This window comes from Pseudomonas bharatica, from assembly GCF_048586865.1.
Lineage (GTDB): Bacteria > Pseudomonadota > Gammaproteobacteria > Pseudomonadales > Pseudomonadaceae > Aquipseudomonas > Aquipseudomonas bharatica.
The window spans coordinates 491,239-515,451 of record NZ_JBMAWR010000002.1 but is presented as its reverse complement, the minus strand read 5'-3'; the positions used below and the strand labels follow the sequence as shown (position 1 = coordinate 515,451).

Here is a 24,213-nt window from a genome sequence, read left to right as displayed (position 1 = left end):
TCCTCAGGCGGGCGCGGCATGGGGCGCGGCGGGTGCGGGCTGCGCCGCCACGCTGCCGCGCAGCCGGGTCAGGCGCAGGGCATTGAGCACCACGATCAGCGAACTGACCGACATGCCGACCGCCGCCCACACCGGGGTAATCCAGCCGAGGGCGGCAAACGGCAGCATAAGGCCATTGTAGAGCGCGGCCCAGCACAGATTCTCGATGATGATCCGCCGGGTGCGGCGGGCCAGGACGAAGGCCTGCACCAGGCTGTCGAGGCGGTTGGACAGCAGCACCGCGTCGGCGCTGGTCTTGGCCAGGTCGGTGGCCGAACCCATGGCGATACTGATATCCGCCGCCGCCAGCACCGGCACATCGTTGACCCCGTCGCCCAGCATCAGCACCTTGCGCCCTTCGGCCTGCAGGGCCTTGAGGCGCTGCAGCTTGTCGTCCGGGCGCAGGCCGCCGATGGCCTGGTCGATGTTCAGTTCGGCAGCGACGCTGGCGACCATTGGCGAGCTGTCGCCGGACAGCAGCAGGGTTTGCCAGCCACGGGCGCGACAGGCGTCGAGCAGGTCGGCGGCGTCGTGGCGCAGGCGGTCGTCGAGGACGAACCAGGCCAGCGGGCCTTGCTGGTCACCGAGCAGCAGCCATTGGCCGGGTTCGTCGGGCATCGGCGGCACTGGCGCGCCGCTCGGCTCGCAACTGAAGGCAGCCTGGCCGATACGTAGCAGCCGGCCTTCGACCTGGCCTTCCAGGCCCAGGCCCGGAGTGCTTTGCACTGCTTCGGCCACTGCGGCGGTGCGGCCGAAAGCGCGGGCGATCGGGTGTTCGGAGCGGTTTTCCAGGGCAGCGGCAAGGCGCAGGCAGTGATCGGCATCGAGCCCGGCCAGCGGACGGATGGCGCGCAGGGTCAGGCGACCTTCGGTGAGGGTGCCGGTCTTGTCGAAGATGACCGTGTCGATCTGGTTCAGGCCTTCCAGCACATGGCCGCGGGTCAGCAGCAGGCCAAGGCGGTGCAGGGTGCCCGTGGCCGCGGTGAGGGCAGTCGGGGTGGCGAGGGACAGGGCGCAAGGGCAGGTCGCCACCAGCATCGCCAGGACGATCCAGAAGGCCCGCTCGGCATCGATCTGCCACCACAGCAGGCCGATGCCGAGGGCGGCGAGCAGGCTGAACAGCAGGAACCATTGCGAGGCGCGGTCGGCGATTTCCGCCAGGCGCGGCTTTTCCGACTGCGCGCGCTCCAGCAGGCGGACGATGGCGGAAAGCCGAGTGTCGTGGCCCAGGGCCTGGACCTCGACGGTCAGTACGCTTTCCACATTGAGGGTGCCGGCGGTGACGCTGTCGCCGGTCTGCCGCGGGCGGGGCAGGTATTCGCCGGTCAGCAGGGATTCGTCGATGCTCGACTGGCCGTCGACGATGCGCCCGTCGGCCGGTATCACCGCGCCGGGCCGGACCTGCACGCGGTCGCCGATCTGCAGCTCGCGCAGGAGGATGCGCTCGCTGTTGCCGGCGGCATCCAGGCGCAGGCACGAGGCCGGCAGCAGGTTGACCAGTTGCGCGGTGGCCGCGGCAGTGCGCTCGCGGGCGCGGCGCTCCAGGTAGCGGCCAGCGAGCAGGAACAGGGCGAACATGCCCACCGCATCGAAATACAGCTCGCCGCTGCCGGTGATGGCCGTCCAGATCCCGGCGGCATAGGCCAGGCCGATGGCCAGCGACACCGAAACGTCCATGGTCAGGTGGCGGGTGCGCAGGTCGCGGGCGGCGCCACGGAAGAACGGCGCGCAACTGTAGAAAACGATGGGCGTGGTCAGGAACATCGCTACCCAGCGCAGGATGGTGTGCATTTCGGGGCTGAGGTCGATGTTGAATTCGGGCCAGGTGGCCATGGTCGCCATCATCGCCTGGAACCACAGCAGGCCGGCCACGCCGAGCTGGCGCAGGGCGGTACGGTTTTCCTCGGCCAGTTGCTCGGCGGCGCGGTCGGGCTGGTAGGGGTGGGCGGCGTAGCCGATCCGGCGCAGTTCGGCGAGCAGGCTGGACAGTGGTAACTGACTGTCGGCCCAGCTCACCAGCAGGCGATGATTGGACAGGTTCAGGCGCGCTTCGGCGACCCCGGGCAGGCTGCGCAGGCGTTTTTCGATCAGCCAGCCACAGGCGGCGCAGCTGATGCCTTCGACCAGCAGCGTGGCTTCGGCCAGCTCACCTTCATGGCGGACGAAGGGTTGCTGGACGTCGGCGCGGTCGTACAGGGCCAGTTCATCGGCCAACTGGCGGGGCAGGGCATCGGGATTGGCGCTGGCTTCGCTGCGGTGCTGGTAATAGCTCTCCAGCTTGCCGGCAACGATGGCCTCGGCCACCGCCTGGCAGCCGGGGCAGCAGAATGGCCGGGGTTCGCCGAGCACGACGGCGGTGAAATGGCTGTCGGCGGGGACGGGCAGGGCGCAGTGATAGCAAGGCGTGGGGGTGGTCATGACTGTCTTATCGCAGGTCTTTCGAAGGTTCGCCACGGACCCTGTGGGAGCGGGTTCACCCGCGATGGCGGTGGTGAATGCACTACCGCAATCGCGGGTGAACCCGCTCCCACAGGGGATCGAGGCGTCTATTTATCCAGGTGCTCGGCTCCTTTCAGCTCTTCATCACCCAGCACCAGGGTCGCCCCATGGGCCACATCCTCTTCCTCGAACAACCGCCAAGTCTGCCCCTTTTCCGTCCCCAGCAGCTCGACGAAGCGCCGGCCTTCCACCTTGTCTTCCAGTTGCCCCAGGTACCGTCCCGGCTCGCTGCTCAGGGCCAGGGCAATCTTGCGGTCCTTCTCCGGCTGGGTGGGCGAAATCAGGTTCAGTTCCAGGGCCTGCGGCTGGCTGTCGCCGGTCAGGCGCAGTTCCACTTCACCGGTAACTTCGTCCAGGTGCACATTGGCCTTGAGCTTCAGGGTCTGCCCCAGCAGCTCGCGGTCCAGCGAGCGGTTGATGCCCTTGCCGGCCTCGTAGTAGTTGTCGTTGACCAGGTTGTCCGGGTTGTTCACCGCGATGCTGACCATGGTCAGGCTCAGGGTCACCGAGGTGGCGAGGATGCCGATGATGATCCAGGGCCAGAGGTTCTTGTACCAGACGCTGTGAACGGTGTTCGTTGCAGGCATTGGCGTGCTCTCTTAACGGATTTGCGGGCCGATGAAGCGGCTCTTGGCTTCGACTTCCGAAGCGCTGTCGTCGGCGTCCCGGAGAATGAAGGTGACTTCGTTGGTGGTCGACGGCAACTGCTCGGGCGAGACCGACAGCTGCACCGGCAGGCTGACGATGTCGCCGGCCGCGACGCGGATTTCCCTGGCGCCTTCGAGGCGCAGGTTCGGCAGGCCCTGGGCTTCGAGGACGTAGACGTGGTCGCGCTGGTCCTTGTTCATGACCTTCAGGCTGTACACGTTCTCGATCCAGCCCTGGGCGTTCTCGCGGTACAGCACGCGGTCCTTGCTGACGTCGAAGCCGACCAGCGGGCGCATGAGGAAGGCCGTGGCCAGCAGGCCGATCATCGCCAGCAGGACCACGAAGTAGCCGATCAGCCGCGGGCGCAGCAGGTGGGTCTTCTGCCCGGACAGGTTGTGCTCGGTGGTGTAACTGATCAGCCCGCGCGGGTAGTTCATCTTGTCCATGATGCTGTCGCAGGCGTCGATGCAGGCGGCACAGCCGATGCACTCGATCTGCAGGCCGTCGCGGATGTCGATGCCGGTGGGGCAGACCTGGACGCACATGGTGCAGTCGATGCAGTCGCCGAGGCCCTTGGCCTTGTAGTCCACGTCCTTTTTACGCGGGCCACGGTTCTCGCCGCGACGCGGGTCGTAGGAGACGATCAGGGTGTCCTTGTCGAACATCACGCTCTGGAAGCGCGCGTAGGGGCACATGTATACGCACACCTGTTCGCGCAGCCAGCCGGCGTTGCCGTAGGTGGCGAGGGTGAAGAAACCGACCCAGAAATAGGACCAGCCATCGGCCTGGCCGGTGAAGAAGTCCACCAGCAGCTCGCGGATCGGTGCGAAGTAACCGACGAAGGTGATGCCGGTAACGAAGCCGATCAGCAGCCAGAGGCTGTGCTTGGCGAACTTGCGCAGGAACTTGTTGCCGCTCATCGGCGCCTTGTCCAGTTTCATGCGCTGGTTGCGGTCGCCTTCGGTGATCTTCTCGCACCACATGAAGATCCAGGTCCACACGCTTTGCGGGCAGGTGTAGCCGCACCAGACACGGCCGGCGAACACGGTGATGAAGAACAGGCCGAAGGCGGCGACGATGAGGATGCCGGAGAGGAGGATGAAGTCCTGGGGCCAGATGGTCGCGCCGAAGATGTAGAACTTGCGCTCCGGCAGGTCCCACCAGACGGCCTGGCGTCCACCCCAGTCGAGCCACACGGTGCCGAAGTAGAGCAGGAACAGCAGGGCTCCGCCCGCCATGCGCAGGTTGCGGAAGATACCGGTGAAGGCCCGGGTGTAGATCTTCTCCCGGGCAGCGTAGAGGTCGACGCCAGTGTCTTTCTTGTTCTTGGCAGGCGGGGTGATGTCTTGTACAGGAATCTGCTTGCTCATCGTCTACAGTCCCACGGCAGTGGAAAAATGCCGCGGCCAGTGCATGCCGACCGCAGTCAGAAGTGTTGCTGCTCTGGCCCGCATCATACGCCTGTGCAGGGGCCCCGGGGCGCGGGTGCGACCTTAGGTCGCGTTGGTTTGCAGCTGGCAATGGTGTAATGGCGATGTCAATTGATGCAGGTCATGAAGTGGCCTGTTAGCGCACGTAATTCGCCGGGTTGACGCGGGCCCTGTGGGAGCGGGTTCACCCGCGATGACGTCGGTGGCATCACTACCGCAATCGCGGGTGAACCCGCTCCCACAGGGTCCGCGTACACCCTTGCATCCGTTGCCAAGAAAAAAGGCCCCACCAGCCTGCACTGACGGGGCCTTGTCTACCGCCGGGCCTTACTGCGCCTCGGCCGGCTTTTCATCCTTGTGCGACAGGCTGTAGACGTAGGCCGCCAGCAGGTGGACCTTGTCGTTGCCCTGGATTTCCTGCTGCGCCGGCATCTGGCCCTGGCGGCCATAACGGATGGTCTGCTGCAACTGGGCGAAGCTCGAACCGTAGATGAACGCCTGCGGGTGGGTCAGGTTGGGCGCGCCCATCGCCGGGGTGCCTTTACCTTCCGGACCATGGCAGGCCACGCAGTTGGCGGCGAAGATCTTCTGCCCGTTGGCCGGGTCGGCCTTGGTGCCTTCCGGCAGGGTGCGGCCATCGAGCTTGGTCAGCACGTACGCGGCGACGTCTGCCACGCCCTGCTCGCCGATGACTTCGGCCCAGGCCGGCATCACGCCATGGCGACCGGCCATGATGGTCTGCTTGATGGTTTCCGGTTCGCCGCCCCAGCGCCAGTCGTTGTCGGTGAGGTTGGGGAAGCCGTAGGAACCCTTGGCGTCGGAGCCGTGGCAGACCGAGCAGTTCGAGGCGAACAGACGGCCGCCCATCTTCAGCGCTTGCGGATCCTTGGCCACTTCTTCGATTGGCATGGCGGCGAATTTGGCGAAGATCGGCCCGAACTTCGCATCGGCCCGGGCCATTTCCTTCTCCCACTCGTGCACGCCGGTCCAACCGGCCTGGCCGTTGGCGAACTGCACTTGCTTTTCGGTATCCAGGTACTGGTAGCCCGGCAGGATGCCCTTCCAGTTGCCCAGGCCCGGGTACAGCGCCAGGTAGCCGAGGGCGAAGATGATGGTGCCGACGAACAGCATGAACCACCATTTCGGCAGCGGGTTGTCGTATTCCTCGATGCCGTCGAAGGAATGGCCGACGGTTTCCTCGGTGGTTTCGCTGCGCTGGCCCTTGCGGGTGGAGAGCAGCAGCCAGGTCAGGGCGAAGATGGTGCCCAGACTCAGAACGGTGACGTACAGACTCCAGAAGGTAGTCATTCGTTGTTACTCCTAGACGCTTTCTCTTGCGCTTGCTCGACGTGCTTGCTGGCCTCGGGATCATCCGCGAAGGGCAGCATGGTCGCTTCGTCGAACTCGGATTTGCGCCGAGAACTGAACACCCACAACGCCAGGCCCACGAAGGCCACCATCACCACGACGGTGCCCAGGCCACGAATCATCCCGATATCCATCGCAGTCACCGTTTGCTTTTGATGATGGTGCCGAGGCCCTGGAGGTACGCGACCAGCGCGTCCATTTCGGTCTTGCCCTTGACCGCGTCGCGGGCACCGGCGATATCCGCGTCGGTGTACGGCACGCCGAGGGTGCGCAGGACTTCCATCTTCTTCGCGGTGTCCTTGCCATCGAGCTTGTTTTCCACCAGCCACGGGTAGGCTGGCATCTTCGACTCGGGCACGACGTTGCGCGGGTTGTACAGGTGCGCGCGGTGCCAGTCATCGGAGTAACGACCGCCGACCCGGGCCAGGTCCGGCCCGGTGCGCTTGGAACCCCAGAGGAACGGGTGGTCCCAGACGCTTTCGCCGGCCACCGAGTAGTGGCCGTAGCGCTCGGTCTCGGCGCGGAACGGACGGATCATCTGCGAGTGGCAGCCGACGCAGCCTTCGCGGATGTACACGTCGCGGCCTTCCAGTTCCAGCGCGGTGCGCGGCTTCATGCCCTCGACCGGCTTGTTGGTGACGTCCTGGAAGAACAGCGGAACGATCTGGGTCAGGCCGCCGATGCTCACGGCGATGACCATGAAGAAGGCCAGCAGGCCGATATTCTTCTCGACTACTTCGTGCTTCATCAGTGCGCTCCCACGACGACGATCTGTTCGGCGGCCGCAGCCTCGGCCGGTTTCGACGCGCGTACGGTGCGCAGGACGTTCCAGGCCATCAGCAGCATGCCCGAGGCGAAGAACGCACCGCCCAGGGCGCGGACGATGTAGCCCGGATGGCTGGCTTGCAGGGCTTCGACGAAGGAGTAGGTGAGGGTGCCGTCATCGTTGATCGCACGCCACATCAGGCCCTGGGTGATGCCGTTGACCCACATCGAGGCGATGTAGAGCACGGTGCCGATGGTGGCGAGCCAGAAGTGCGCGTTGATCAGGCCGATGCTGTGCATCTGCGCGCGACCGTAGAGTTTCGGAATCATGTGGTACACGGCGCCGATGGAGATCATCGCCACCCAGCCGAGGGCACCGGCGTGCACGTGGCCGATGGTCCAGTCGGTGTAGTGGGACAGCGAGTTGACGGTCTTGATCGCCATCATCGGGCCTTCGAAGGTCGACATGCCGTAGAACGCCAGGGACACCACCAGGAAGCGCAGGATCGGGTCGGTGCGCAGCTTATGCCAGGCGCCCGAGAGGGTCATCATGCCGTTGATCATGCCGCCCCAGCTGGGTGCCAGGAGGATGATCGACATCACCATGCCCAGCGACTGGGCCCAGTCGGGCAGGGCGGTGTAGTGCAGGTGGTGCGGACCTGCCCAGATGTACAGGGTGATCAGCGCCCAGAAGTGCACGATGGACAGGCGGTACGAGTAGATCGGCCGCTCGGCCTGCTTGGGCACGAAGTAGTACATCATGCCGAGGAAGCCGGTGGTCAGGAAGAAGCCCACGGCGTTGTGCCCGTACCACCACTGGATCATCGCGTCGGTGGCGCCGGCGTAGGCCGAGTACGACTTGAAGAAGCTCACCGGCAGCGAGATGTGGTTGACGATGTGCAGCATCGCGGTGACCAGGATGAAGGCACCGTAGAACCAGTTGCCGACATAGATGTGCTTGGTCTTGCGCTTGACGATGGTGCCGAAGAACACCACCGCGTAGGTTACCCAGACGATGGCCAGCAAAATGGCGATCGGCCATTCCAGCTCGGCGTATTCCTTGGTGGTGGTGTAGCCCATGGGCAGGGTGATCAGTGCGCTGACGATCACCGCTTGCCAACCCCAGAAGGTGAAGGCCGCGAGGCTGTCGGAGATCAGTCGGGTCTGGCAGGTTCGCTGCACGACATAGTAGGAAGTGGCGAACAGCGCACACCCGCCGAAGGCGAAGATCACCAGGTTGGTGTGCAAGGGGCGCAGGCGTCCAAAGCTCGTCCATGGCAGGTCAAGGTTCAGCTGCGGCCAGACCAGTTGCGAGGCGATGAAGACACCGAGGCCCATGCCAAGGATCCCCCAGACCACCGTCATGATGGCGAACTGGCGGACGACCTTATAGTTATAAGCAGTCGGACTGATTGCTGTGCTCATTCTAAGGTTCCACGGTTTTTAGGTGTTTTTGTAGGTAGAGAAATCGGCGCAAGTATCTACAGGGAGTGTGGGTATTGCAACGCAAGGGGTACCGTCCCACCGCTCTCCAGGGCCTTTGCTGCGGCCCTTCCGACCCAACTACCGCGCAAATTGTACACAATAATCAATTATTTATGTGCACCATTTTTGTTGTGGATTGCACGCCCAACAAGGCACCGATTCCCGTCGACAATCCGCGCTTTCTCCCTGCGAAAACTAGGGAAAAGCAAAGGGCCATCGGCGTTTGCGCGGCTGTGGCGAAGTGAGATCACCCGACAGGGGTGTAGGGTCGACATCGCCTGAAGCCCCATGTGGCAACAAGCTTAGTCCCGTTCGGAGGGGGTGCAAGGAGGTACGCGGAAGGGGTGCGACACTCTGCCGCAGGCGCGAAAAAAACCGCCGCTCCCGGTTCGGGTGCGGCGGTTTCAGTCAATCCTCAGATGGATCGAAGTCTTACTGTGCAGAAGTCTTGTCGCCTTCCTGCGAAAGGCTGTAGACGTACGCGGCCAGCAAGTGGACCTTGTCGTTGCCCTGGATGTCCTGCTGGGCAGGCATCTGGCCCTGGCGGCCATAACGAATGGTCTGCTGCAACTGGGCGAAGCTCGAACCGTAGATGAACGCCTGCGGGTGAGTCAGGTTGGGCGCACCCATCGCTGGCGTACCCTTGCCTTCCGCACCGTGGCAGGCCACGCAGTTGGCCGCGAAGATCTTCTCGCCGTTGGCCGGGTCGGCCTTGGTTCCTTCCGGCACGCTGCGGCCATCCAGCTTGGTCAGCACGAAGGCGGCCACGTCGGCCACGCCCTGCTCGCCGATCACTTCCGACCAGGCCGGCATCACACCGTGGCGACCGAGCATGATGGTGGTCTTGATGGTTTCCGGCTCGCCGCCCCAGCGCCAGTCCTTGTCGGTCAGGTTGGGGAAGCCGTAGGAACCCTTGGCGTCGGAACCGTGGCACACGGCGCAGTTGGAGGCGAACAGGCGGCCGCCCATCTTCAGCGCTTGCGGGTCCTTGGCCACTTCTTCCACCGGCATGGCGGCGAACCTGGCGAAGATCGGCCCGTACTTGGCATCGGCGCGCTCCATCTCCTTCTGCCACTCGTTGGCGCCGGTCCAGCCATTTTCATAGCCGGGCAGGATGCCTTTCCAGTTGCCCAGGCCAGGGTAGAGCACCAGGTAGCCGGCGGCGAACACCAGGGTGCCGACGAACAGCCAGAACCACCAGCGTGGCAGCGGGTTGTCGTACTCCTCGATGCCATCGAAGGCGTGGCCCATGGTCTGGTCGGTGCTGCCGGGTGTCTCGCCCTTGCGGGTGGACAGCAGCAACCAGGTCAGGCCGATCAGGCTACCGATGGTCAGTACGCTGATATACGTACTCCAGAAGGTGGTCATTGCCGATTACTCCTCGTGGCGTTTTCTTGTTCGGCGTTGGGCAGGCGGTCGTCGGCGAAGGGCAGCAGGCTCGCTTCGGCGAACTCGCGGTCACGCCGGCGGTTGAAGACCCAGAGCGACAGGCCGATGAAGGCGATCGCCACCACCAGGGTGCCGAGGCCGCGCAACTGGCCGATATCCAGACTGAAATCCATGGCGCTTACCTCTTGTTCTTGATCGCGGTGCCGAGCACCTGCAGGTAGGCGACCAGGGCGTCCATTTCGGTCTTGCCCTTGACCGAGGCGACGGCACCGCTGATGTCGTCGTCGCTGTACGGCACGCCGAGGGTGCGCATGGCCTTGATCTTGGCTTCGGTGTGGCGGGTATCCACCTGCTGGGCGACCAGCCATGGGTAGGCCGGCATCTTCGACTCGGGCACGACGTTGCGCGGGTTGTACAGGTGCGCACGGTGCCAGTCGTCGGAGTAGCGGCCGCCCACGCGGGCCAGGTCAGGGCCGGTACGCTTGGAGCCCCAGAGGAACGGGTGGTCCCAGACGCTTTCACCGGCCACCGAGTAGTGGCCATAGCGCTCGGTTTCGGCGCGGAACGGACGGATCATCTGCGAGTGGCAGCCGACGCAGCCTTCGCGGATGTAGATATCGCGGCCTTCCAGTTGCAGCGCGGTGTAGGGCTTCATGCCTTCGACCGGCTTGTTGGTGACGTCCTGGAAGAACAGCGGAACGATCTGGGTCAGGCCGCCGATGCTCACGGCGAACACCATCAGCAAAACCAGCAGGAAGACGTTCTTTTCAATGGCTTCGTGTTTCATCTCGTACTCCTCAGGCCAGCTGCGCGGAAGCGTCTGCGGTGGCCGCAACCGGGGCACGCACGGTGCGCCAGGTGTTCCAGGCCATCAGCAGCATGCCGGTCAGGAAGATCGCACCGCCGACGAAGCGCACGATGAAGCCCGGGTGGCTGGCCACCAGGGTTTCCACGAACGAGTAGGTCAGCGTGCCGTCGGCGTTGACCGCACGCCACATCAGGCCCTGGGCGATACCGTTGACCCACATCGAGGCGATGTAGAGCACGGTGCCGATGGTGGCGAGCCAGAAGTGCGCGTTGATCAGGCCGATGCTGTGCATCTGGGTACGGCCGAAGACTTTCGGGATCATGTGGTACAGGGCGCCGATGGAGATCATCGCGACCCAGCCGAGGGCACCGGCGTGTACGTGGCCGATGGTCCAGTCGGTGTAGTGGGACAGGGCGTTGACGGTCTTGATGGCCATCATCGGGCCTTCGAAGGTCGACATGCCGTAGAACGCCAGGGACACCACCAGGAAGCGCAGGATCGGGTCGGAGCGCAGCTTATGCCAGGCACCCGAGAGGGTCATCATGCCGTTGATCATGCCGCCCCAGCTTGGCGCCAGCAGCACCAGGGACATGATCATGCCGAGGGACTGGGCCCAGTCGGGCAGGGCGGTGTAGTGCAGGTGGTGCGGACCTGCCCAGATGTACAGGGTGATCAGCGCCCAGAAGTGCACGATGGACAGGCGATAGGAATACACCGGACGTTCGGCCTGTTTCGGCACGAAGTAGTACATCATCCCCAGGAAGCCGGCGGTCAGGAAGAAGCCCACGGCGTTGTGGCCGTACCACCACTGGACCATGGCGTCGGTGGCGCCGCTGTACAGCGAGTAGGACTTGGTCAGGCTGACCGGCAGTTCCAGGTTGTTGACGATGTGCAGCATCGCCACGGTGAGGATGAAGGCGCCGAAGAACCAGTTGCCGACGTAGATGTGCTTGGTGTTGCGCTTGATCAGCGTACCGAAGAACACCACGGCATAGGCCACCCAGACGATGGTGATGAGGATGTCGATCGGCCATTCCAGCTCGGCGTATTCCTTGGAGCTGGTGTAGCCCAGCGGCAAGGTGATGGCGGCGAGCAGGATCACCAGTTGCCAGCCCCAGAACGTGAACGCGGCGAGCGCGGGCGCGAACAGGGTGGTCTGGCAGGTTCGCTGGACCGCGTAGTACGAGCTGGCGAACAGCGCGCACCCACCGAAGGCGAAGATCACCGCGTTGGTATGCAGCGGGCGCAGGCGCCCGAAGCTGGTCCAGGGAAGGTCGAAGTTGAGGGCGGGCCAGACGAGTTGCGCGGCGATGAAAACGCCGAGCCCCATCCCGACGATTCCCCATATCACCGTCATAATGGCGAATTGGCGGACCACCTTGTAGTTGTAGGCGGTACTGCTGGTTGTGTTCATGTATGGGTTCCCATCCACGGTTATAGGCAGGCTAGAAAGCGAGGCAAGCATGATTAATGGGCAGGTCGCCGGTATTGACGGGGATCAATTGGCGAACAGGGCGAACGTGCGCGGGTGGCTGTGGAATGCCCCGCAAAATCAGGCAGATGGCGGGGTTCGCGGCTGCCTGGTGCTTGCCCATGGGGCGGGTGCGCCGATGGACAGCGGGTTCATGGGCGACATCGCGCAAAGGCTCGCCGGGCAAGGGGTTGGCGTGCTGCGCTTCGAGTTCCCGTACATGGCGCAGCGCCGTGCCACTGGTGGCAAAAGGCCGCCGAATCCCCAGGCGGTTTTGCTGGAGAGCTGGCGTGAGGTGTGGCGCGAGGTGCGACCATTGGTCGCTGGGCCGCTGGCGGTTGGCGGCAAGTCCATGGGCGGGCGCATGGCCAGTCTGCTGGCGGACGAGCTGGGGGCGGACGCTCTGGTGTGCCTGGGCTATCCCTTCTATGCACCGGGCAAGCCGGAGAAGCCGCGGGTGGCGCATATGGCCGGGCTGAAGACGCCGACCTTGATCATCCAGGGGACGCGGGATGCCCTGGGGAACCGGGAGGCGGTGGAAAACTACGAACTGTCGCCGGCGATCGAGCTGTGCTGGCTGGAGGCGGGGGATCATGACCTCAAGCCGTTGAAGGCTTCAGGCTTTACTCATGCCGATCATATGCAGACGGCGGCGCAGCGGGTCGCGGCGTTCCTGGGCTGAATCTTTCGTGGCTGTCAGGGCCTCATCGCCGGCAACGCCGGCTCCCACAGGTTGGTGTACGCCGCCTGACTTGTGGGAGCCGGCGTTGCCGGCGATGAGGCCATTAGCAACAGCATCAACCCTCAGGAATAGCTCAGTCGCGGTACTCGCAGAGGTAAGCGGTATCCACCGCGACCTTCAGCTGGAACTTGGCGTTGGCCGGCACATTGAACTGGCTGCCGGCGGAGAAGGTTTCCCAGTTGTCGCTGTCTGGCAGCTTGACGGTCAGGGCGCCGGAGACCACGTGCATGATTTCACGCTGGGCAGTGCCGAACTCGTATTCGCCCGGGGCCATGACGCCGATAGTGGCCGGACCTTCAGCGCCGGTGAAGGCGATGGATTTGACCGTGCCATCGAAGTACTCGTTGACTTTGAACATGGGCGACTCCTGAAAAGAAAGGGACCAAAAAGGCCGGCCAGTATGCCCAAGCCGGCTGGTCTCGTCATCCGCTTTCAGGTGCCCTGCAACGGCAGGGTCAGCGGCAGCAAACGCGCGGTATTGCGCGCATCTTCCAGGGCCCGGTGCTGTTGCCCCTGGAACTGCAATCCGGCGAGTTGCAACGCGCCGTTGAGCCCCGGCGGCCGGCTCAGGTGGCGGGCCTTGGCGAAGCGCTGCTTGAGGTTGAGGTGGGGAACCCGGGCCAGCAGGCTGTCGATGCCATTGGCCTGCCATTCCTGGAGCAGTTGCTTGCGATCGTAGTCGCCCCAGCTGGTCCAGCCCTCCAGGCGTGGCTGGTAGTTGCCCAGCCAGCGCTCGAACTGTTCCCAGACGTCGGCGAAGGGCGCCGCGCCATCCACGTTGGCCTGGGTGATATGGGTCAACTGGCGGCAGAACGCCGTCAATTGCGGACGCCGCCGCGGTTTGACGAAGCGCTGGAAGTGATCCACCTCGCGGCCTTCGCGATTGACCAGGCTCGCGCCGATTTCGATGATTTCCATTTCCGTGATCGGCCAACCGCCGTCATCGGTGGTGGCTTCCAGGTCGATCACCAACCAATGGCCCATAACTGTTTCCCTGACAAGATAAGGCTCAAGCGTAGCCAAACCCGGCCGTCGCCGGTATCCCATGGCATTTTGCCCCCAGTGCGCGAAAATGGCGCAAGCAGCGGGTTGTGTTACCTCGGGAAAACCCCTAGCTTAGTTGGATTCAGGCCGGAAATCCTTGAGAGTGTTGCCCTTGATCCCAGCGCCAATACCACGGGTATTGCTTTCGTTGTCGTGTCTTTTCCTGACCTGGCAGGCAGAGGCGGTTTTCGCCGGGGAAAGCGTCGATATCAAGATCGGCGCGGCGCATTTTCCGCCTTATACCGTGCGCCCCGAGCAGGGCGCGGATACCGGTTTGCTGCCGCAACTGGCCGAAGCGCTGAACAAGGCGCAGCAACGCTTCCATTTTGTCCTGGTGCCCACCTCGATTCCGCGGCGCTTTCGTGATTTCGAACAGGGGCGGGTGGACATGGCGATCTTCGAAAACCCGGACTGGGGCTGGCAGAACATCGCCCACGTCAGCGTGGACATGGGCCTGGAGGATGCCGAGGTCTTCGTCACCCACCGTACCGAAGGACGCGATCAGCGTTACTTCGACGACCTCAAGGGCAAGCGCCTGGCCCTGTTCAGCGGTTATCACTACGCTTTCGCCAATTTCAATCCCGATCCGCGCTACCTGGCCACCACCTACAACGCCACGCTCACCTATTCCCACGACAGCAACCTGCTGATGGTGCAGCGCGGCCGTGCCGACATCGCCCTGGTCACCCGCTCGTACCTGAGCGACTACATGGTGCGCAACCCGGGCAGCGCCGATGAGTTGCTCGCCTCGCAGCGCATCGACCAGGTCTATCACCACTACGCGTTGCTGCGTCCGCAGGCGAAGATCAGCGGCGAGGAATTCGCCGCGCTGCTCGAGCAGTTACGGGCCAGCGGCGAGCTGACGAGGATCTTCCAGCCCTACCAGATCCAGGTGACCGCTACGCCCGCCCGGTGATTCAGTGGGTCGAGCCGGCACTGCGCGCGCTGGACACCTTGCGGCAGTGCACCAGGGCGTCGCGGATCATGAAGTTGACCAGGGTCGGGGACACGCCGAGTTCCTTGGCAATGTCCTTTTGCGCAACGCCGTGCAAGCGGTACATCTCGAAGGCGTAGCGGGTGCGCGGCGGCAGTTCGGTCAACGCATCGGCAATATGTTCGAGGGTGGCGAAGTTGATATGCGCGGCCTCGGGCGAGGCGCCCTGGACCACCACGTTCAAGCCTTCCTCTTCGCTTCCCGAGTACTTCATTTCCATTGCCTGCTTGCGGTAATGGTCGATGGCCAGGTTGCGCACGATCTGGAACAGATAGCTCAGTTGCGCCTTGAACGACGAGGTGATCTGCGGCGCGGAATTGAGACGGAAGAAAGCGTCCTGGACGACATCCTCGGCCCGAGAGCGGCAGCCGGTGATGCGGGCCGCGATCTTGACGAGGATGTTGCGATTGTCGACGAACGCTTGGAGTAACGGTGAATCGCACTTACCTGTGGATAGTTGTTCCGCCATGGAAATCACCTTTTCTCTAAGTGGATAGCGAACGGCCTTACGGGGCCGTTCACTGCGACGTGCGACAAACTAGTATTAATGATAATTATTGTCAAATGCGAAAGTTGGTAATAGATCCTGCGATTTAGATCTAAGCCCGACGCAGAGCCTGGCTAGCCGGCGTTCGAGTGCGTCACGGGCAAAAAAAGACCGCCTGCATGGGGCGGTCAAACGAACCGGAGCGCGGGCTGGGCTCGCTCCGGACGGGAGGAGGGCTCAGCGCTTGCCGAGGATCTTTCCCAGCAATTCCGGGCGTGGCGCCCCTTGCTGCTGTTGCAGGCGCTGCTGTTCGTCGAGGTAGAAGATCGCCGGGGTGGCGGACAGGCCGAGCTCGTCCATCAGGGCCTGGTTGGCGTCGAGCCTGGCCTGGACCTCTGCGGGAATCTGCTCCAGGGCCTTGAGCGTGCTCGCCTTGCCGGCCCGTTCATGTTCCAGCAGGGCTTTCTGCGGGTCCTTGGCGGCGAGCAGGGCCGCCGATTTGCCTGGGCTGTCGGCGCGGATGATGCCGACCATGATATGCCGCAACTGCACCTTGCCGGATTCGACCCACGGCCGCGCCTGCTCCCAGAACATGTTGCAGTACGGGCAATTCGGGTCGCTGAACAGGTAGACGATGCGCGGAGCATCGGCCTTGCCGTCGGCGATCCAGGCGGCTTTCTCCATCTTCGCCCAGACCTCCTTGGCCATTGGCGCATACACCAGCTTTTCCAGTTGCGGCTCGCTGAGGTCCCGGCCCTGGGCATCGAACAGGCTGCCCACCAGTACGTGCTTGCCATCCGGGGTCAGGTACAGGGCCACACCTCTATTCTGGAAGCGTGCGGCATAGCCCTTGAGGCCATCGGGTGCATCGAAGCGGCCGACCACCTCGGCACCCTTGGCTTCGATCTGGCGCACGGCCGGCGGCAGCTCTTCGGCCACCAGCAGGGGGCTGACCGTCAGGCTCGCGGCCAGGCTCAGGTAAAGCGGGATTCTCATGGTGCATTCCTTGTTGCGGGAGCGGGAGCGCGGCGCAAGTCTTCATCGAGGGATTGCAGCGCGTGATGCAGGCTGGCGCGGGACAGTTCGCCCAGGTGGCTGCCCACCAGGCGCCCGTCGGCGTCGTAGAACAGGGTGGTGGGCAGGGCCATCGAGCCGACGGCGGTGGCCAGGTGGCCGCCGGCGTCGAATAGCACGTGGGACAGGTTGAGCCCGGTGGTGGCGAGGAAGTTGGTGACGATCTGCGGCGTCTCGCCCTGGTTGACGAACAGGAAGGTGACCTGCGGGTACTCGTGCTGGGCCTGTTGCAGCACCGGCATTTCACGCCGGCACGGCGGGCACCAGGTCGCCCAGATATTGATCACCAGCGGCTTGCCGCGCAGGCTGTCCAGCGCCACTTCCTGGCCCTGGGCGTTCTTCAGGCTCAGGTGCGGCAGTTGCGTGCCTTGTTCGTAAAGATGGCTGGCCCAGCTGGCCAGCAGCCAGAACAGCGCTCCGCTGGCAAGGCCCCAGCCCAGCGGACGGCGCCGGCCCGGCTTGCGCCAGGCGATCCACAGTGCACCGATCAGCACAGCGAGGGCGCCGGTCCAGGGCCGGAAGCCGCCGTCGCGGATATCGACGATCTGCAGCAGGTCGTCACGGTACAGCGGCCAGTAGGCAGCGACGAAACCGATCCGCGCGCAGAGCAGCCCGGCGATGAACAGGTTGAACAGCGACGACTCGGGGTTGTCGCCGCCGCGCCTGGCCACGCGCCAGCCGACCAGGGTCGCCAGGCCCAGGGCCAGAAGCAGCAGCAGGTGGTCGAGGGCCAGGGCGACCGGGCCGATATTCACCGTCAACATCAGCCGTCGCTCCGGGTGCTGTTCCAGTGTTGCAGGAAGGTGGTGGCGTCCACTTCACCGACGATACGCCGGGCACGGCGTTCCTCGCCATCGGGGCCGATCCACAGCATGCTCGGCGGGCCCGGGACCTGGTAGCGCTTGAGCAGCTCGCGGGCGGGGGCGGCGTCGGCGGTGACATCCAGGCGCACCAGGCGGACCCCGGCCAGTGCCGCAAGGACGTCAGGACGGGCGAACACCTGCTTTTCCATGACCTTGCAGGACACGCACCAATCCGCATAGTAGTCGAGGAATACCCACTGGCCCTGGTTGCGCGCGGCGTCCAGTTCGGCCTGCAAGGCTTGCGGCGTGCTCACCGTGGTGAAGGCCTCTTCGTCGGCCACGACCTTGGCGCCGGCGCCGCTGAACGGCGCGAGCGGGCGCCACGGATCGCTACCGCCACCCGCTGCACCGACCAGTGCCAGCACGCCCCACAAACCGGCGACCAGCATCACCGGCTGCAGCGCACGCAAGCCCTTCAGGGCTGGCCAGGCGCTCCACGCCAGGGCCAGCAGCCAGGCGCCGGCCAGCGCCAGCCACAGGCTCGGCGCCAGGACCACGCGCAGGGTGTACAGGGCCATGCCGAGGAAGACGAAGCCGAACAGGCCCTTGACCAGGTTCATCCAGGCGCCGGGGCGCGGCAGGTAGCGATTGCCCACGGTGACCAGCAACAGCAGCGGCAGGCCCATGCCCAGGCCGAGGCTGAACAGCACCAGGCCGCCATGCACGGCGTTGCCGCTCTGGGCGATGTACAGCAGGGCGCCGGCCAGCGGTGCGGTCATGCACGGGCCCATCAACAGGCCGGACAGCGCGCCGAGCACGGCGGCACCGGCCAGGTTGCCGCCGCGTGTCTTGCTGCCGGCACGTTCCAGGCGATCACGCAGGGCCATCGGCAATTGCAGTTCGAAAGCGCCGAACATCGGCAGCGCCAGCAAGATGAACAGCGCCGCCAGGCTGCCGAGCAGCCATGGCTGTTGCAGCCAGGCCTGGAGATTGGCACCGAGCAGTGCGGCGATCACCCCGAGGGCGGCATACACCAGCGCCATGCTCAGCACATAGGTGCCGGCCAGAACCCAGCCACGGCGACTGCTGACGTTACTGCCCATCACCAGCCCGGCGAGGATCGGCAACATCGGAAGCGAACAAGGGGTGAACGCCAGCAGCAGGCCGAGGCCGAAGAACACCAGCAGCCCCCAGGCCAGTCGGCCCTGTTGCAGGGTGCCGGCCAGGACCTGGTCGTCGGCCTGGGCCGCGCTCGCGGCCGCGCCGCCCAGGTCGACCACGGAGGTTTGCGGCGGGTAGCACAGCCCGGCATCGGCGCAGCCTTGCCAGCCCATGCGCAGCGTCCCCCTGGCCGAGGCAGGCAGGATCAGCTCCAGGGCGCCGCGATAGACCGGCTGGTTGCCGAAGAATTCGTCGTGATGATCGACAGCAGGAGGCAGCGGCGGCGTCTGTTCCGGCGTCAGGCCATCGAATTTCAGGCGCTTCTGATAAAGGTAGTAACCCTCGGTGATTGCCCAGTGCAGGCGGGTTTCTCCCGAAGGCAGGCGCTCGCTGGTAAAGACGAAAGCCTTTTCCACCGGGAGGAAGTCGCCCTGGGCGAAGGGATTGGCGAAGTCCTGCGCCTGGCTCAGGGAACCGAACAGGCAGAGAAACGCCAGGATCAATGCACGCATGTCGAAGCCTTGGATGTCATGAGCGGCCAAGGCTGACCCGGGCGGATTAAAGCAAGGTTAAGCCGTCGGCCGGCAGGCGACGGGGCCCGTGGGGCAGGGCATAATCCCCGGTTAATCCTGCCGTGGCCCAATGCGGGCTTTCCCCGCCCATGATCGAATCGCACCCATGCATGTACTGCTCTGTGAAGACGACGACCTGATTGCCAGCGGCATCATTGCCGGGCTCAGCGCCCAGGGCCTGAACGTGGACCGGGTGGCCAACGCCAGCGCGGCGCGGGCCATGCTCCAGGCCGCGCATTTCGACGTGATGGTGCTCGACCTCGGCCTGCCCGACGAAGACGGCCTCAAGCTCCTTCAGCGCCTGCGCCAGCAGGGCCACAGCCTGCCGGTGCTGATCCTGACCGCCCGCGATGCGGTGACCGACCGGGTCGATGGCCTGCAGGCGGGGGCCGACGATTACCTGCTCAAGCCCTTCGACCTGCGGGAACTGGCCGCACGTCTGCACACCCTGGTGCGGCGCACTGCCGGGCGTTGCGTGAACATCATCGAGCACGGGCCGCTGAGTTTCGATCCGAGCAACTGCGAGGTCAGCCTTGGCGGGCAGCCGGTCGATCTTTCCCGTCGCGAACAGGCGCTGCTGCAGGCACTGCTCAACAATCCGGGGCGGGTGCTGTCCAGCGAACAGCTCAAGGACAGCGTCTACGGTTTCAGCGACGAGGTGGAGAGCAACGCGCTCAACGTGCATATCCATCACCTGCGGCGCAAGCTGGGCAACGGCATCGTCGAGACCGTGCGCGGCCTGGGCTACCGTCTTGGCCCGGCGCGCCTGCCCGAGGAGGCCGGGCAATGAGCCTGCGCCTGCGCCTGAGCCTGATCCTGGGCACCGCCTTCGTCCTGATCTGGGCGCTGGCCGCCGCCTGGATGCTGCGCGACCTGCGCCAGCAGATGATGTTCTCCCTGGACCAGCGCCTGGTGGCTTCGGCCCGCATGGTCGCCGGCCTGATCGACCAGTTGCCGCAACCCCTGACCAGCAAGGGCGAGGGCACCCACCTCAGCGCCGACCAGCTCAGCGTACCGGACGGCATGGCCTGCCAGGTCACTTCCCTGCGTGGCGAGATCCTTGCGCGCAGCCATCAGAATGCCGAACAGCACCTGGACGACGGTCGTGGCGGCTTCCACGACCAGATGATCGACGGTGCGCGCTGGCGCAGCTTCACCTTCGCCCATGGCGATATTCGCATCACCACCGCGGACCGCCACCTGGAACGCGAGGCGCTCAACCGCTCGATCCTGCTGGCGGCCTCGGCGCCGGTGCTGGTGGCGCTGCTCGGCAGTCTCGGGCTGCTGTGGATCGGTATCGGCAAGGGCCTGGCGCCGCTGAACTGGATGCGCGAAGCCTTGCGCAGGCGCAGCCCGGACTCGGTCGAGCCGCTGCAGATCAAGGCGGTGCCCAGCGAGCTGCAGCCCTTGCTGGATACCCAGAACCAGCTGTTGCAGCGCATCGGCCAGACCATCGAGCGCGAGCGCCGCCTGACCGGCGACGCCGCCCACGAACTGCGCAGCCCGCTGACGGCGATCAAGACCCATCTGCAGGTGGCGCGGATGACCGATGGCCTGGTGCGCGAGCAAGCCCTGGCCCACGCCGAGGAAGGCGCCGACCGCCTGCACCGGACCCTGGAGCAATTGCTGCTGCTGGCGCGGGTCGAGGGTAGCCTGTCGTTCGACGATGGCGTGCAGTGCAGTGCCGACCAGGTGGCGCGCCAGGCGATCCAGGACACCGGTGATGATCGTCGGATCGTGCTCAATGCTCCGTTGCAGGCGGCCAAGGCGCAGCTGGACATGCCCGGTGCACTGGCGGTGGCGGCGTTGCGCAACCTGCTGGACAACGCCCTGCGCCATAGCAGCGGCGAAGCGCCGGTGGAGCTTGAAGTGCGGGTGGAAGAAGCGGGCGTCGGCTTCCTCGTCCGCGATCACGGGCCGGGCATTCCCGAGCAGGACCTGCAACATCTGACCCAGCGTTTCTGGCGCAACGGGCACAGCGAGGGCAGCGGGCTGGGGCTGGCGATCGTCCAGGCCATCGTGCAGCGCTGCGCCTGTTCGCTCGACTTCGACAGCCGCAGCGACGGGCTGCGGGTGTTGCTGAGGATGCCATTGAAGGCCTCTGCTTGAGTTGCACGCAAGGCCCTAATCGCCGGCAACGCCGGCTCCCACAGGTAATTGTGTGCGCCGCACAACTTGTGGGAGCCGGCGTTGCCGGCGATGAGGCCCTCCGTAACAACATCCATCCCATGCCCTAAATTTTCTCCCTGACCCAACGTTCTAGCTTGGACATAAGCAGTTTCCATGGCTGACACGGGTGGGGAATGACGATATCGCGCAGGGGGTTCCTGGCAGGTCTGGCGGTGACGGGCGCGGCGGTGCCGGCGGTGTATTACGCCCACAAGAAGCTGACCCACGACCCCGAGGACGATATCGTCACCCCCGGCGAAGCTAGCGTCGAGCTGGCCGACAGTGCCGGCCAGCAACTGGCCAACCAACTGCGCGGCGTCTGGGATATTCGTTTCACCGGTGCCGACGGCGGTTTGCCAGGCTTGCCCCGCGAGGGCATCCAGCTCTACCTCGACATCGCCGCCAAGGGCCGAGGCCTGCGTGGTGTGCTGGGTACTCGGGAAAACCTCGAGCAGCCCGGCCCCGCCATGTATCGCGTGCTTGGCGATCTGGTCGGTGCCTCCAGCGCCCAGGTGCGCTGGCGCCTGTTGAGCAACCAGGGCGGTCCCGGCTTCGAGTGCATCGCCACCCTGGACGAGGTCTGGGGCGAGTACGGCAATGCCGGCAGCGGCACCCTCTCCGGGCGCATGCAGCCCCTCGACCGCTCCATGGCGCTGCCCGTCCAGGACAGCCATTTCGTCGCGGTCAAGCGGATGTTCCCTGAAGCCCGCGAGCGTATCGTCTATACCCCCGAGCTGCGCGCCTGGCTGATCAGCCCCGAACACCGGCTGTTCCACCAGCTCTGGCATGCGACCCGGGACAAATGGCATCGCCTTTCCGAAGAGCGCCACGGCGCGCTGCGCGGCCTTGGCTGGCAACCTGGCCCGCGTGGCCAGGAGCGCGATGCCCGGGGGCCGAAAAAGCACCGCAACGGCTCGGGCGTGGACTTCCTGTTCATGCACCGGCACATGCTCGATGCCGCCCGGGCCATCCAGCCATTGCCGTCCTGGCCGCATTTCCCCTTGCCGCAGCCGAACGTGGAATACGACCGCCACGGCTTCGCCCGCTACTTCGACAACCATGACGGCTACAGCGTCCCGCCGACCTGGCGCGCGCCGGGGGACAACGACTACACCCAATGGGTCGCGGCGATCAAGGCGCAGGAAACCTTCTGCTCCAACTTCCAGGTCTGGGAGTCGCAATACCAGGACCCGCTGTACCTGTCGAAAATGACCCTGGGCGAGCTGGGTTCGGAACTTGAGATGAACCTGCATGACTGGCTGCACATGTGCTGGGCATCGGTGCCGCGTGATCCCTCCAATGGCGCGCCGGTGCCGTTCGCCCGCGATCCTGCGGACTTCGCCGCGCGCTGGTACGGGCCGGAAAACGATTTCCTCGGCGACCCGTTTTCCTCCCATGTGAACCCGGTGTTCTGGGGCTTCCACGGCTGGATCGACGACCGTATCGAAGACTGGTACCGCGCCCATGAGCGGCACAATCCCGGGCAGGTGCGGCGCTTGCAGGTCAACGGCGTGGAGTGGTTCGCCAAGGGCCGCTGGAACGAAGTGGAAGACCCTTGGCTGGGGCCGGACACCCACGGCTGCAGCACCACCCCTGGCCTGTTCCCGGGCAAGTCGGTGGAGATGGATGTCGAGACCATGAAACTGGCGCTGCGCATCGTGTTTGCCAAGGATGATGGGCTGGAGCCGCTGTTCAAGCGGGTACCGCAGCGGCCTTGGTATGCGCGGCACCTGTCGATGAAAGGGATTGCCTGAAGTTTATGAAGTTTGCACGGACCCTGTGGGAGCGGGTTCACCCGCGATGACGATAGTGAATCCACCGACGCAATCGCGGGTGAACCCGCTCCCACAGAGTCCGCGTTTTATCTGGTAGCTACCTGCCAGCCACCCCCCAGAGCCTTGTACAGCGCCACGCTCCCCTGCACCCGCGCCAACCGCAACTGCACCTGCTGATCCTGCGCCTGGTACAAGGTCCGCTGGGTCTCCAGCACGGTCAGCAGCGTCTCTGCTCCGGCCCGGTAGCGACTCTGCGCCAGCTCGAACGCCGTGCGTGCCTGACGCACCTCTTCATCCTGCCATTCGCGCTGGCGATCCACCCCGTCAATTCCGTTCAGGGCCTTTTCCACATCGGCGAAGGCCGAAACGATGCTGCCGCGATAGGTCGCCAGCAGTTCTTCGCGCTGGGCCACGGCCCTGTCGCGCTCGGCACCTAGTCGTCCATTGTCGAAGATTGGCGCCGCCAGCCCGGCGGTGAGGCTGTAATAGGGGCTGCGCAGCAGTTGATCGAACAGCTGCGCCCCCGAGCCGAGATTGGCGCCCAGGGTCAGGCTCGGCAGCATCGCCGCCCGGGCCACCTGCACGTTGGCCTGCGCCGCTGCCAGCCTGGCCTCGGCTGCTGCGATGTCGGGCCGTCGGCCGAGCAGGTCGCTGGGCACGCCGGCGCCGATGTCCGGCCAGCGAATGGCTTCGAAGCGTTCGCCAGTGGCCGGCAATCGTTGCACCGGCTCGCCAAGCAGGGTCGCCAGGGTGATGCGGGTTTCCTGCAATTGCTGCTCCAGCAACGGCACCTGCCGTTCCTGGGCCGCCACCAGGCTGCGCTGCTGGGCCAGTTCCAGGGCCGTGGCCGAACCTGCGGCATGACGGGTCTGCACCACCTTGAGCACGTCCTTGGCGTTGGCCAGGTTGAGCCGGGCGATCTGCAGTTGTTCGACCAGGGCCAGGCTTTGCAGGTAACTGCCGGCGACCCCGCTGAACAGGGTCAGCTCCACGGTCTGCCGGTCGAAGCGGCTGGCATCGAGACTGTAGCGGGCACTGTCCCGGGCCGCTGCCTTGCCGCCCCAGAAGTCCACTTCATAGCTGGCGCTCAATGCCGTGCCATACGAGCTGTAGGTGCGATCGCCGTCGTTGGCGTCGATGCCGTTGTAGCCCTTGCCGTGCAGCAGGCGCTGGCGGCTGGCATCGAGACCGTACTTCACCTGCGGCAGCAGCGGAGCACCGGCGATCACCGCGCTGGCCTGGGCCTGGCGGACCCGGGCCATGGCGGCGGCAAGATCGAAGCTGTTGACCCGTGCCTGTTCGATCAGGGCATCCAGCTGCGGGCTGGCGAAGGCCTGCCACCAAGGGCCGTCGGCGATCGTCGGGCCGGCCTGCACCGCGCCTTGCCAGTGGGCCGGCACCACAGGCAGTGCGTTGTCCGGCCGGGGGCTGGAGCACGCGGCGAGGAGCAAACCGAGGGTGAGAAGACTGAGACGGCTGGCGTTCATCGT

Annotated in this window: 23 protein-coding genes; 5 read left to right on the top strand and 18 right to left on the bottom strand. The window is 65.1% G+C overall.

The genetic code is table 11. The annotated features are described in order from the left end of the window. Positions 1–3: 3 nt before the first annotated feature. From ACKLLE_RS04875 to ccoN (ACKLLE_RS04825), 11 genes are all read right to left on the bottom strand, one after another. On the bottom strand, positions 4–2,457 hold the full coding sequence (locus ACKLLE_RS04875; protein WP_420057037.1) for a heavy metal translocating P-type ATPase: 2,454 nt from the start codon (positions 2,455–2,457) through the stop codon (positions 4–6). 128 nt (positions 2,458–2,585) lie between these two features. Beyond that, positions 2,586–3,125 carry a FixH family protein gene (locus ACKLLE_RS04870; protein ID WP_009396215.1) on the bottom strand — a complete coding sequence of 180 codons (540 nt, stop codon included), beginning with the start codon at positions 3,123–3,125 and terminating at the stop codon, positions 2,586–2,588. 12 nt (positions 3,126–3,137) lie between these two features. Beyond that, positions 3,138–4,556 carry a cytochrome c oxidase accessory protein CcoG gene (gene ccoG, locus ACKLLE_RS04865; protein ID WP_064301845.1) on the bottom strand — a complete coding sequence of 473 codons (1,419 nt, stop codon included), beginning with the start codon at positions 4,554–4,556 and terminating at the stop codon, positions 3,138–3,140. A gap of 387 nt (positions 4,557–4,943) precedes the next feature. Then, positions 4,944–5,924, bottom strand: coding sequence for a cytochrome-c oxidase, cbb3-type subunit III (ccoP, locus tag ACKLLE_RS04860; protein WP_009396217.1), 981 nt, complete (start codon positions 5,922–5,924; stop codon positions 4,944–4,946). After that, a complete protein-coding gene (locus tag ACKLLE_RS04855; protein WP_009396218.1) occupies positions 5,921–6,118 on the bottom strand; it encodes a CcoQ/FixQ family Cbb3-type cytochrome c oxidase assembly chaperone in 198 nt (65 codons plus the stop codon). Before ACKLLE_RS04855 ends, ccoP (ACKLLE_RS04860) begins: the two co-directional genes overlap by 4 nt. A gap of 5 nt (positions 6,119–6,123) precedes the next feature. After that, on the bottom strand, positions 6,124–6,732 hold the full coding sequence (ccoO, locus tag ACKLLE_RS04850) for a cytochrome-c oxidase, cbb3-type subunit II (RefSeq protein WP_009396219.1): 609 nt from the start codon (positions 6,730–6,732) through the stop codon (positions 6,124–6,126). Next, the gene (gene ccoN, locus ACKLLE_RS04845) at positions 6,732–8,174 is read right to left on the bottom strand and encodes a cytochrome-c oxidase, cbb3-type subunit I (protein WP_009396220.1); all 1,443 of its coding nucleotides are present in this window, start codon (positions 8,172–8,174) and stop codon (positions 6,732–6,734) included. The genes ccoO (ACKLLE_RS04850) and ccoN (ACKLLE_RS04845) overlap by 1 nt, the downstream gene beginning before the upstream one ends. 492 nt (positions 8,175–8,666) lie before the next feature. Further along, on the bottom strand, positions 8,667–9,602 hold the full coding sequence (gene ccoP / locus ACKLLE_RS04840) for a cytochrome-c oxidase, cbb3-type subunit III (protein ID WP_009396224.1): 936 nt from the start codon (positions 9,600–9,602) through the stop codon (positions 8,667–8,669). Continuing rightward, positions 9,599–9,796 carry a cbb3-type cytochrome oxidase subunit 3 gene (locus tag ACKLLE_RS04835; protein WP_009396225.1) on the bottom strand — a complete coding sequence of 66 codons (198 nt, stop codon included), beginning with the start codon at positions 9,794–9,796 and terminating at the stop codon, positions 9,599–9,601. Before ACKLLE_RS04835 ends, ccoP (ACKLLE_RS04840) begins: the two co-directional genes overlap by 4 nt. A 5-nt stretch (positions 9,797–9,801) precedes the next feature. Next, a complete protein-coding gene (gene ccoO, locus ACKLLE_RS04830) occupies positions 9,802–10,410 on the bottom strand; it encodes a cytochrome-c oxidase, cbb3-type subunit II (protein ID WP_420057036.1) in 609 nt (202 codons plus the stop codon). A 10-nt stretch (positions 10,411–10,420) separates the two neighbouring features. Then, positions 10,421–11,845, bottom strand: a complete 1,425-nt coding sequence (gene ccoN, locus ACKLLE_RS04825) for a cytochrome-c oxidase, cbb3-type subunit I (protein WP_064301843.1) — start codon at positions 11,843–11,845, stop codon at positions 10,421–10,423. 49 nt (positions 11,846–11,894) lie between these two features. Here ccoN (ACKLLE_RS04825) and ACKLLE_RS04820 point away from each other — a divergent pair, with 49 nt between their 5' ends. After that, positions 11,895–12,584 carry an alpha/beta family hydrolase gene (locus ACKLLE_RS04820; protein WP_420057035.1) on the top strand — a complete coding sequence of 230 codons (690 nt, stop codon included), beginning with the start codon at positions 11,895–11,897 and terminating at the stop codon, positions 12,582–12,584. Between the two features lie 133 nt (positions 12,585–12,717). Here the strand turns inward: ACKLLE_RS04820 and ppnP are convergent, their stop codons facing one another. Both ppnP and ACKLLE_RS04810 read right to left on the bottom strand, forming a co-directional pair. Further along, positions 12,718–13,002, bottom strand: a complete 285-nt coding sequence (gene ppnP, locus ACKLLE_RS04815; RefSeq protein ID WP_009396232.1) for a pyrimidine/purine nucleoside phosphorylase — start codon at positions 13,000–13,002, stop codon at positions 12,718–12,720. Between the two features lie 74 nt (positions 13,003–13,076). Continuing rightward, positions 13,077–13,628, bottom strand: coding sequence for a 3'-5' exonuclease (locus tag ACKLLE_RS04810; protein ID WP_009396234.1), 552 nt, complete (start codon positions 13,626–13,628; stop codon positions 13,077–13,079). Between the two features lie 172 nt (positions 13,629–13,800). On the opposite strand from ACKLLE_RS04810, the gene ACKLLE_RS04805 reads away from it, so the two are divergent. Next, on the top strand, positions 13,801–14,604 hold the full coding sequence (locus ACKLLE_RS04805) for a substrate-binding periplasmic protein (protein ID WP_420057034.1): 804 nt from the start codon (positions 13,801–13,803) through the stop codon (positions 14,602–14,604). A 1-nt stretch (position 14,605) separates the two neighbouring features. On the opposite strand, the gene ACKLLE_RS04800 is transcribed toward ACKLLE_RS04805, so the two are convergent. The 4 genes from ACKLLE_RS04800 to dsbD all read right to left on the bottom strand — a co-directional run bounded on the left by ACKLLE_RS04800 (position 14,606) and on the right by dsbD (position 18,719). Further along, entirely contained in the window at positions 14,606–15,151 is a 546-nt protein-coding gene (locus tag ACKLLE_RS04800) for an RNA polymerase factor sigma-70 (protein WP_009396246.1), read from the bottom strand. Between the two features lie 255 nt (positions 15,152–15,406). Continuing rightward, positions 15,407–16,165 (bottom strand): thiol:disulfide interchange protein DsbG, encoded by a 759-nt coding sequence (gene dsbG, locus ACKLLE_RS04795; RefSeq protein WP_420057033.1) that lies wholly within the window; start codon positions 16,163–16,165, stop codon positions 15,407–15,409. Beyond that, positions 16,162–17,007: a prolipoprotein diacylglyceryl transferase family protein gene (locus ACKLLE_RS04790; protein ID WP_420057032.1), complete on the bottom strand. Its 846-nt coding sequence runs from the start codon at positions 17,005–17,007 to the stop codon at positions 16,162–16,164. The genes dsbG and ACKLLE_RS04790 overlap by 4 nt, the downstream gene beginning before the upstream one ends. Continuing rightward, positions 17,007–18,719 carry a protein-disulfide reductase DsbD gene (gene dsbD, locus ACKLLE_RS04785; protein ID WP_420057031.1) on the bottom strand — a complete coding sequence of 571 codons (1,713 nt, stop codon included), beginning with the start codon at positions 18,717–18,719 and terminating at the stop codon, positions 17,007–17,009. The genes ACKLLE_RS04790 and dsbD overlap by 1 nt, the downstream gene beginning before the upstream one ends. A gap of 166 nt (positions 18,720–18,885) precedes the next feature. On the opposite strand from dsbD, the gene ACKLLE_RS04780 reads away from it, so the two are divergent. From ACKLLE_RS04780 to pvdP, 3 genes are all read left to right on the top strand, one after another. After that, positions 18,886–19,569, top strand: coding sequence for a response regulator (locus ACKLLE_RS04780; RefSeq protein ID WP_009396254.1), 684 nt, complete (start codon positions 18,886–18,888; stop codon positions 19,567–19,569). Next, positions 19,566–20,888 (top strand): ATP-binding protein, encoded by a 1,323-nt coding sequence (locus tag ACKLLE_RS04775; protein ID WP_420057030.1) that lies wholly within the window; start codon positions 19,566–19,568, stop codon positions 20,886–20,888. The genes ACKLLE_RS04780 and ACKLLE_RS04775 overlap by 4 nt, the downstream gene beginning before the upstream one ends. Positions 20,889–21,082: 194 nt before the next feature. Continuing rightward, positions 21,083–22,702, top strand: coding sequence for a pyoverdine maturation tyrosinase PvdP (gene pvdP, locus ACKLLE_RS04770; RefSeq protein ID WP_420057029.1), 1,620 nt, complete (start codon positions 21,083–21,085; stop codon positions 22,700–22,702). Between the two features lie 107 nt (positions 22,703–22,809). Here the strand turns inward: pvdP and ACKLLE_RS04765 are convergent, their stop codons facing one another. Continuing rightward, positions 22,810–24,210, bottom strand: a complete 1,401-nt coding sequence (locus ACKLLE_RS04765) for an efflux transporter outer membrane subunit (RefSeq protein ID WP_420057028.1) — start codon at positions 24,208–24,210, stop codon at positions 22,810–22,812. Positions 24,211–24,213: the final 3 nt, after the last annotated feature.

Bases quoted from the DNA above. Each gene is read 5' to 3' on its own strand.
- ACKLLE_RS04875 (WP_420057037.1), bottom strand. From the start codon at position 2,457: ATGACCACCCCCACGCCTTGCTATCACTGCGCCCTGCCCGTCCCCGCC.
- ACKLLE_RS04870 (WP_009396215.1), bottom strand. From the start codon at position 3,125: ATGCCTGCAACGAACACCGTTCACAGCGTCTGGTACAAGAACCTCTGG.
- ccoG (WP_064301845.1), bottom strand. From the start codon at position 4,556: ATGAGCAAGCAGATTCCTGTACAAGACATCACCCCGCCTGCCAAGAAC.
- ccoP (WP_009396217.1), bottom strand. From the start codon at position 5,924: ATGACTACCTTCTGGAGTCTGTACGTCACCGTTCTGAGTCTGGGCACC.
- ACKLLE_RS04855 (WP_009396218.1), bottom strand. From the start codon at position 6,118: ATGGATATCGGGATGATTCGTGGCCTGGGCACCGTCGTGGTGATGGTG.
- ccoO (WP_009396219.1), bottom strand. From the start codon at position 6,732: ATGAAGCACGAAGTAGTCGAGAAGAATATCGGCCTGCTGGCCTTCTTC.
- ccoN (WP_009396220.1), bottom strand. From the start codon at position 8,174: ATGAGCACAGCAATCAGTCCGACTGCTTATAACTATAAGGTCGTCCGC.
- ccoP (WP_009396224.1), bottom strand. From the start codon at position 9,602: ATGACCACCTTCTGGAGTACGTATATCAGCGTACTGACCATCGGTAGC.
- ACKLLE_RS04835 (WP_009396225.1), bottom strand. From the start codon at position 9,796: ATGGATTTCAGTCTGGATATCGGCCAGTTGCGCGGCCTCGGCACCCTG.
- ccoO (WP_420057036.1), bottom strand. From the start codon at position 10,410: ATGAAACACGAAGCCATTGAAAAGAACGTCTTCCTGCTGGTTTTGCTG.
- ccoN (WP_064301843.1), bottom strand. From the start codon at position 11,845: ATGAACACAACCAGCAGTACCGCCTACAACTACAAGGTGGTCCGCCAA.
- ACKLLE_RS04820 (WP_420057035.1), top strand. From the start codon at position 11,895: ATGATTAATGGGCAGGTCGCCGGTATTGACGGGGATCAATTGGCGAAC.
- ppnP (WP_009396232.1), bottom strand. From the start codon at position 13,002: ATGTTCAAAGTCAACGAGTACTTCGATGGCACGGTCAAATCCATCGCC.
- ACKLLE_RS04810 (WP_009396234.1), bottom strand. From the start codon at position 13,628: ATGGGCCATTGGTTGGTGATCGACCTGGAAGCCACCACCGATGACGGC.
- ACKLLE_RS04800 (WP_009396246.1), bottom strand. From the start codon at position 15,151: ATGGCGGAACAACTATCCACAGGTAAGTGCGATTCACCGTTACTCCAA.
- dsbG (WP_420057033.1), bottom strand. From the start codon at position 16,165: ATGAGAATCCCGCTTTACCTGAGCCTGGCCGCGAGCCTGACGGTCAGC.
- ACKLLE_RS04790 (WP_420057032.1), bottom strand. From the start codon at position 17,007: ATGTTGACGGTGAATATCGGCCCGGTCGCCCTGGCCCTCGACCACCTG.
- dsbD (WP_420057031.1), bottom strand. From the start codon at position 18,719: ATGCGTGCATTGATCCTGGCGTTTCTCTGCCTGTTCGGTTCCCTGAGC.
- ACKLLE_RS04780 (WP_009396254.1), top strand. From the start codon at position 18,886: ATGCATGTACTGCTCTGTGAAGACGACGACCTGATTGCCAGCGGCATC.
- ACKLLE_RS04775 (WP_420057030.1), top strand. From the start codon at position 19,566: ATGAGCCTGCGCCTGCGCCTGAGCCTGATCCTGGGCACCGCCTTCGTC.
- pvdP (WP_420057029.1), top strand. From the start codon at position 21,083: ATGACGATATCGCGCAGGGGGTTCCTGGCAGGTCTGGCGGTGACGGGC.
- ACKLLE_RS04765 (WP_420057028.1), bottom strand. From the start codon at position 24,210: ATGAACGCCAGCCGTCTCAGTCTTCTCACCCTCGGTTTGCTCCTCGCC.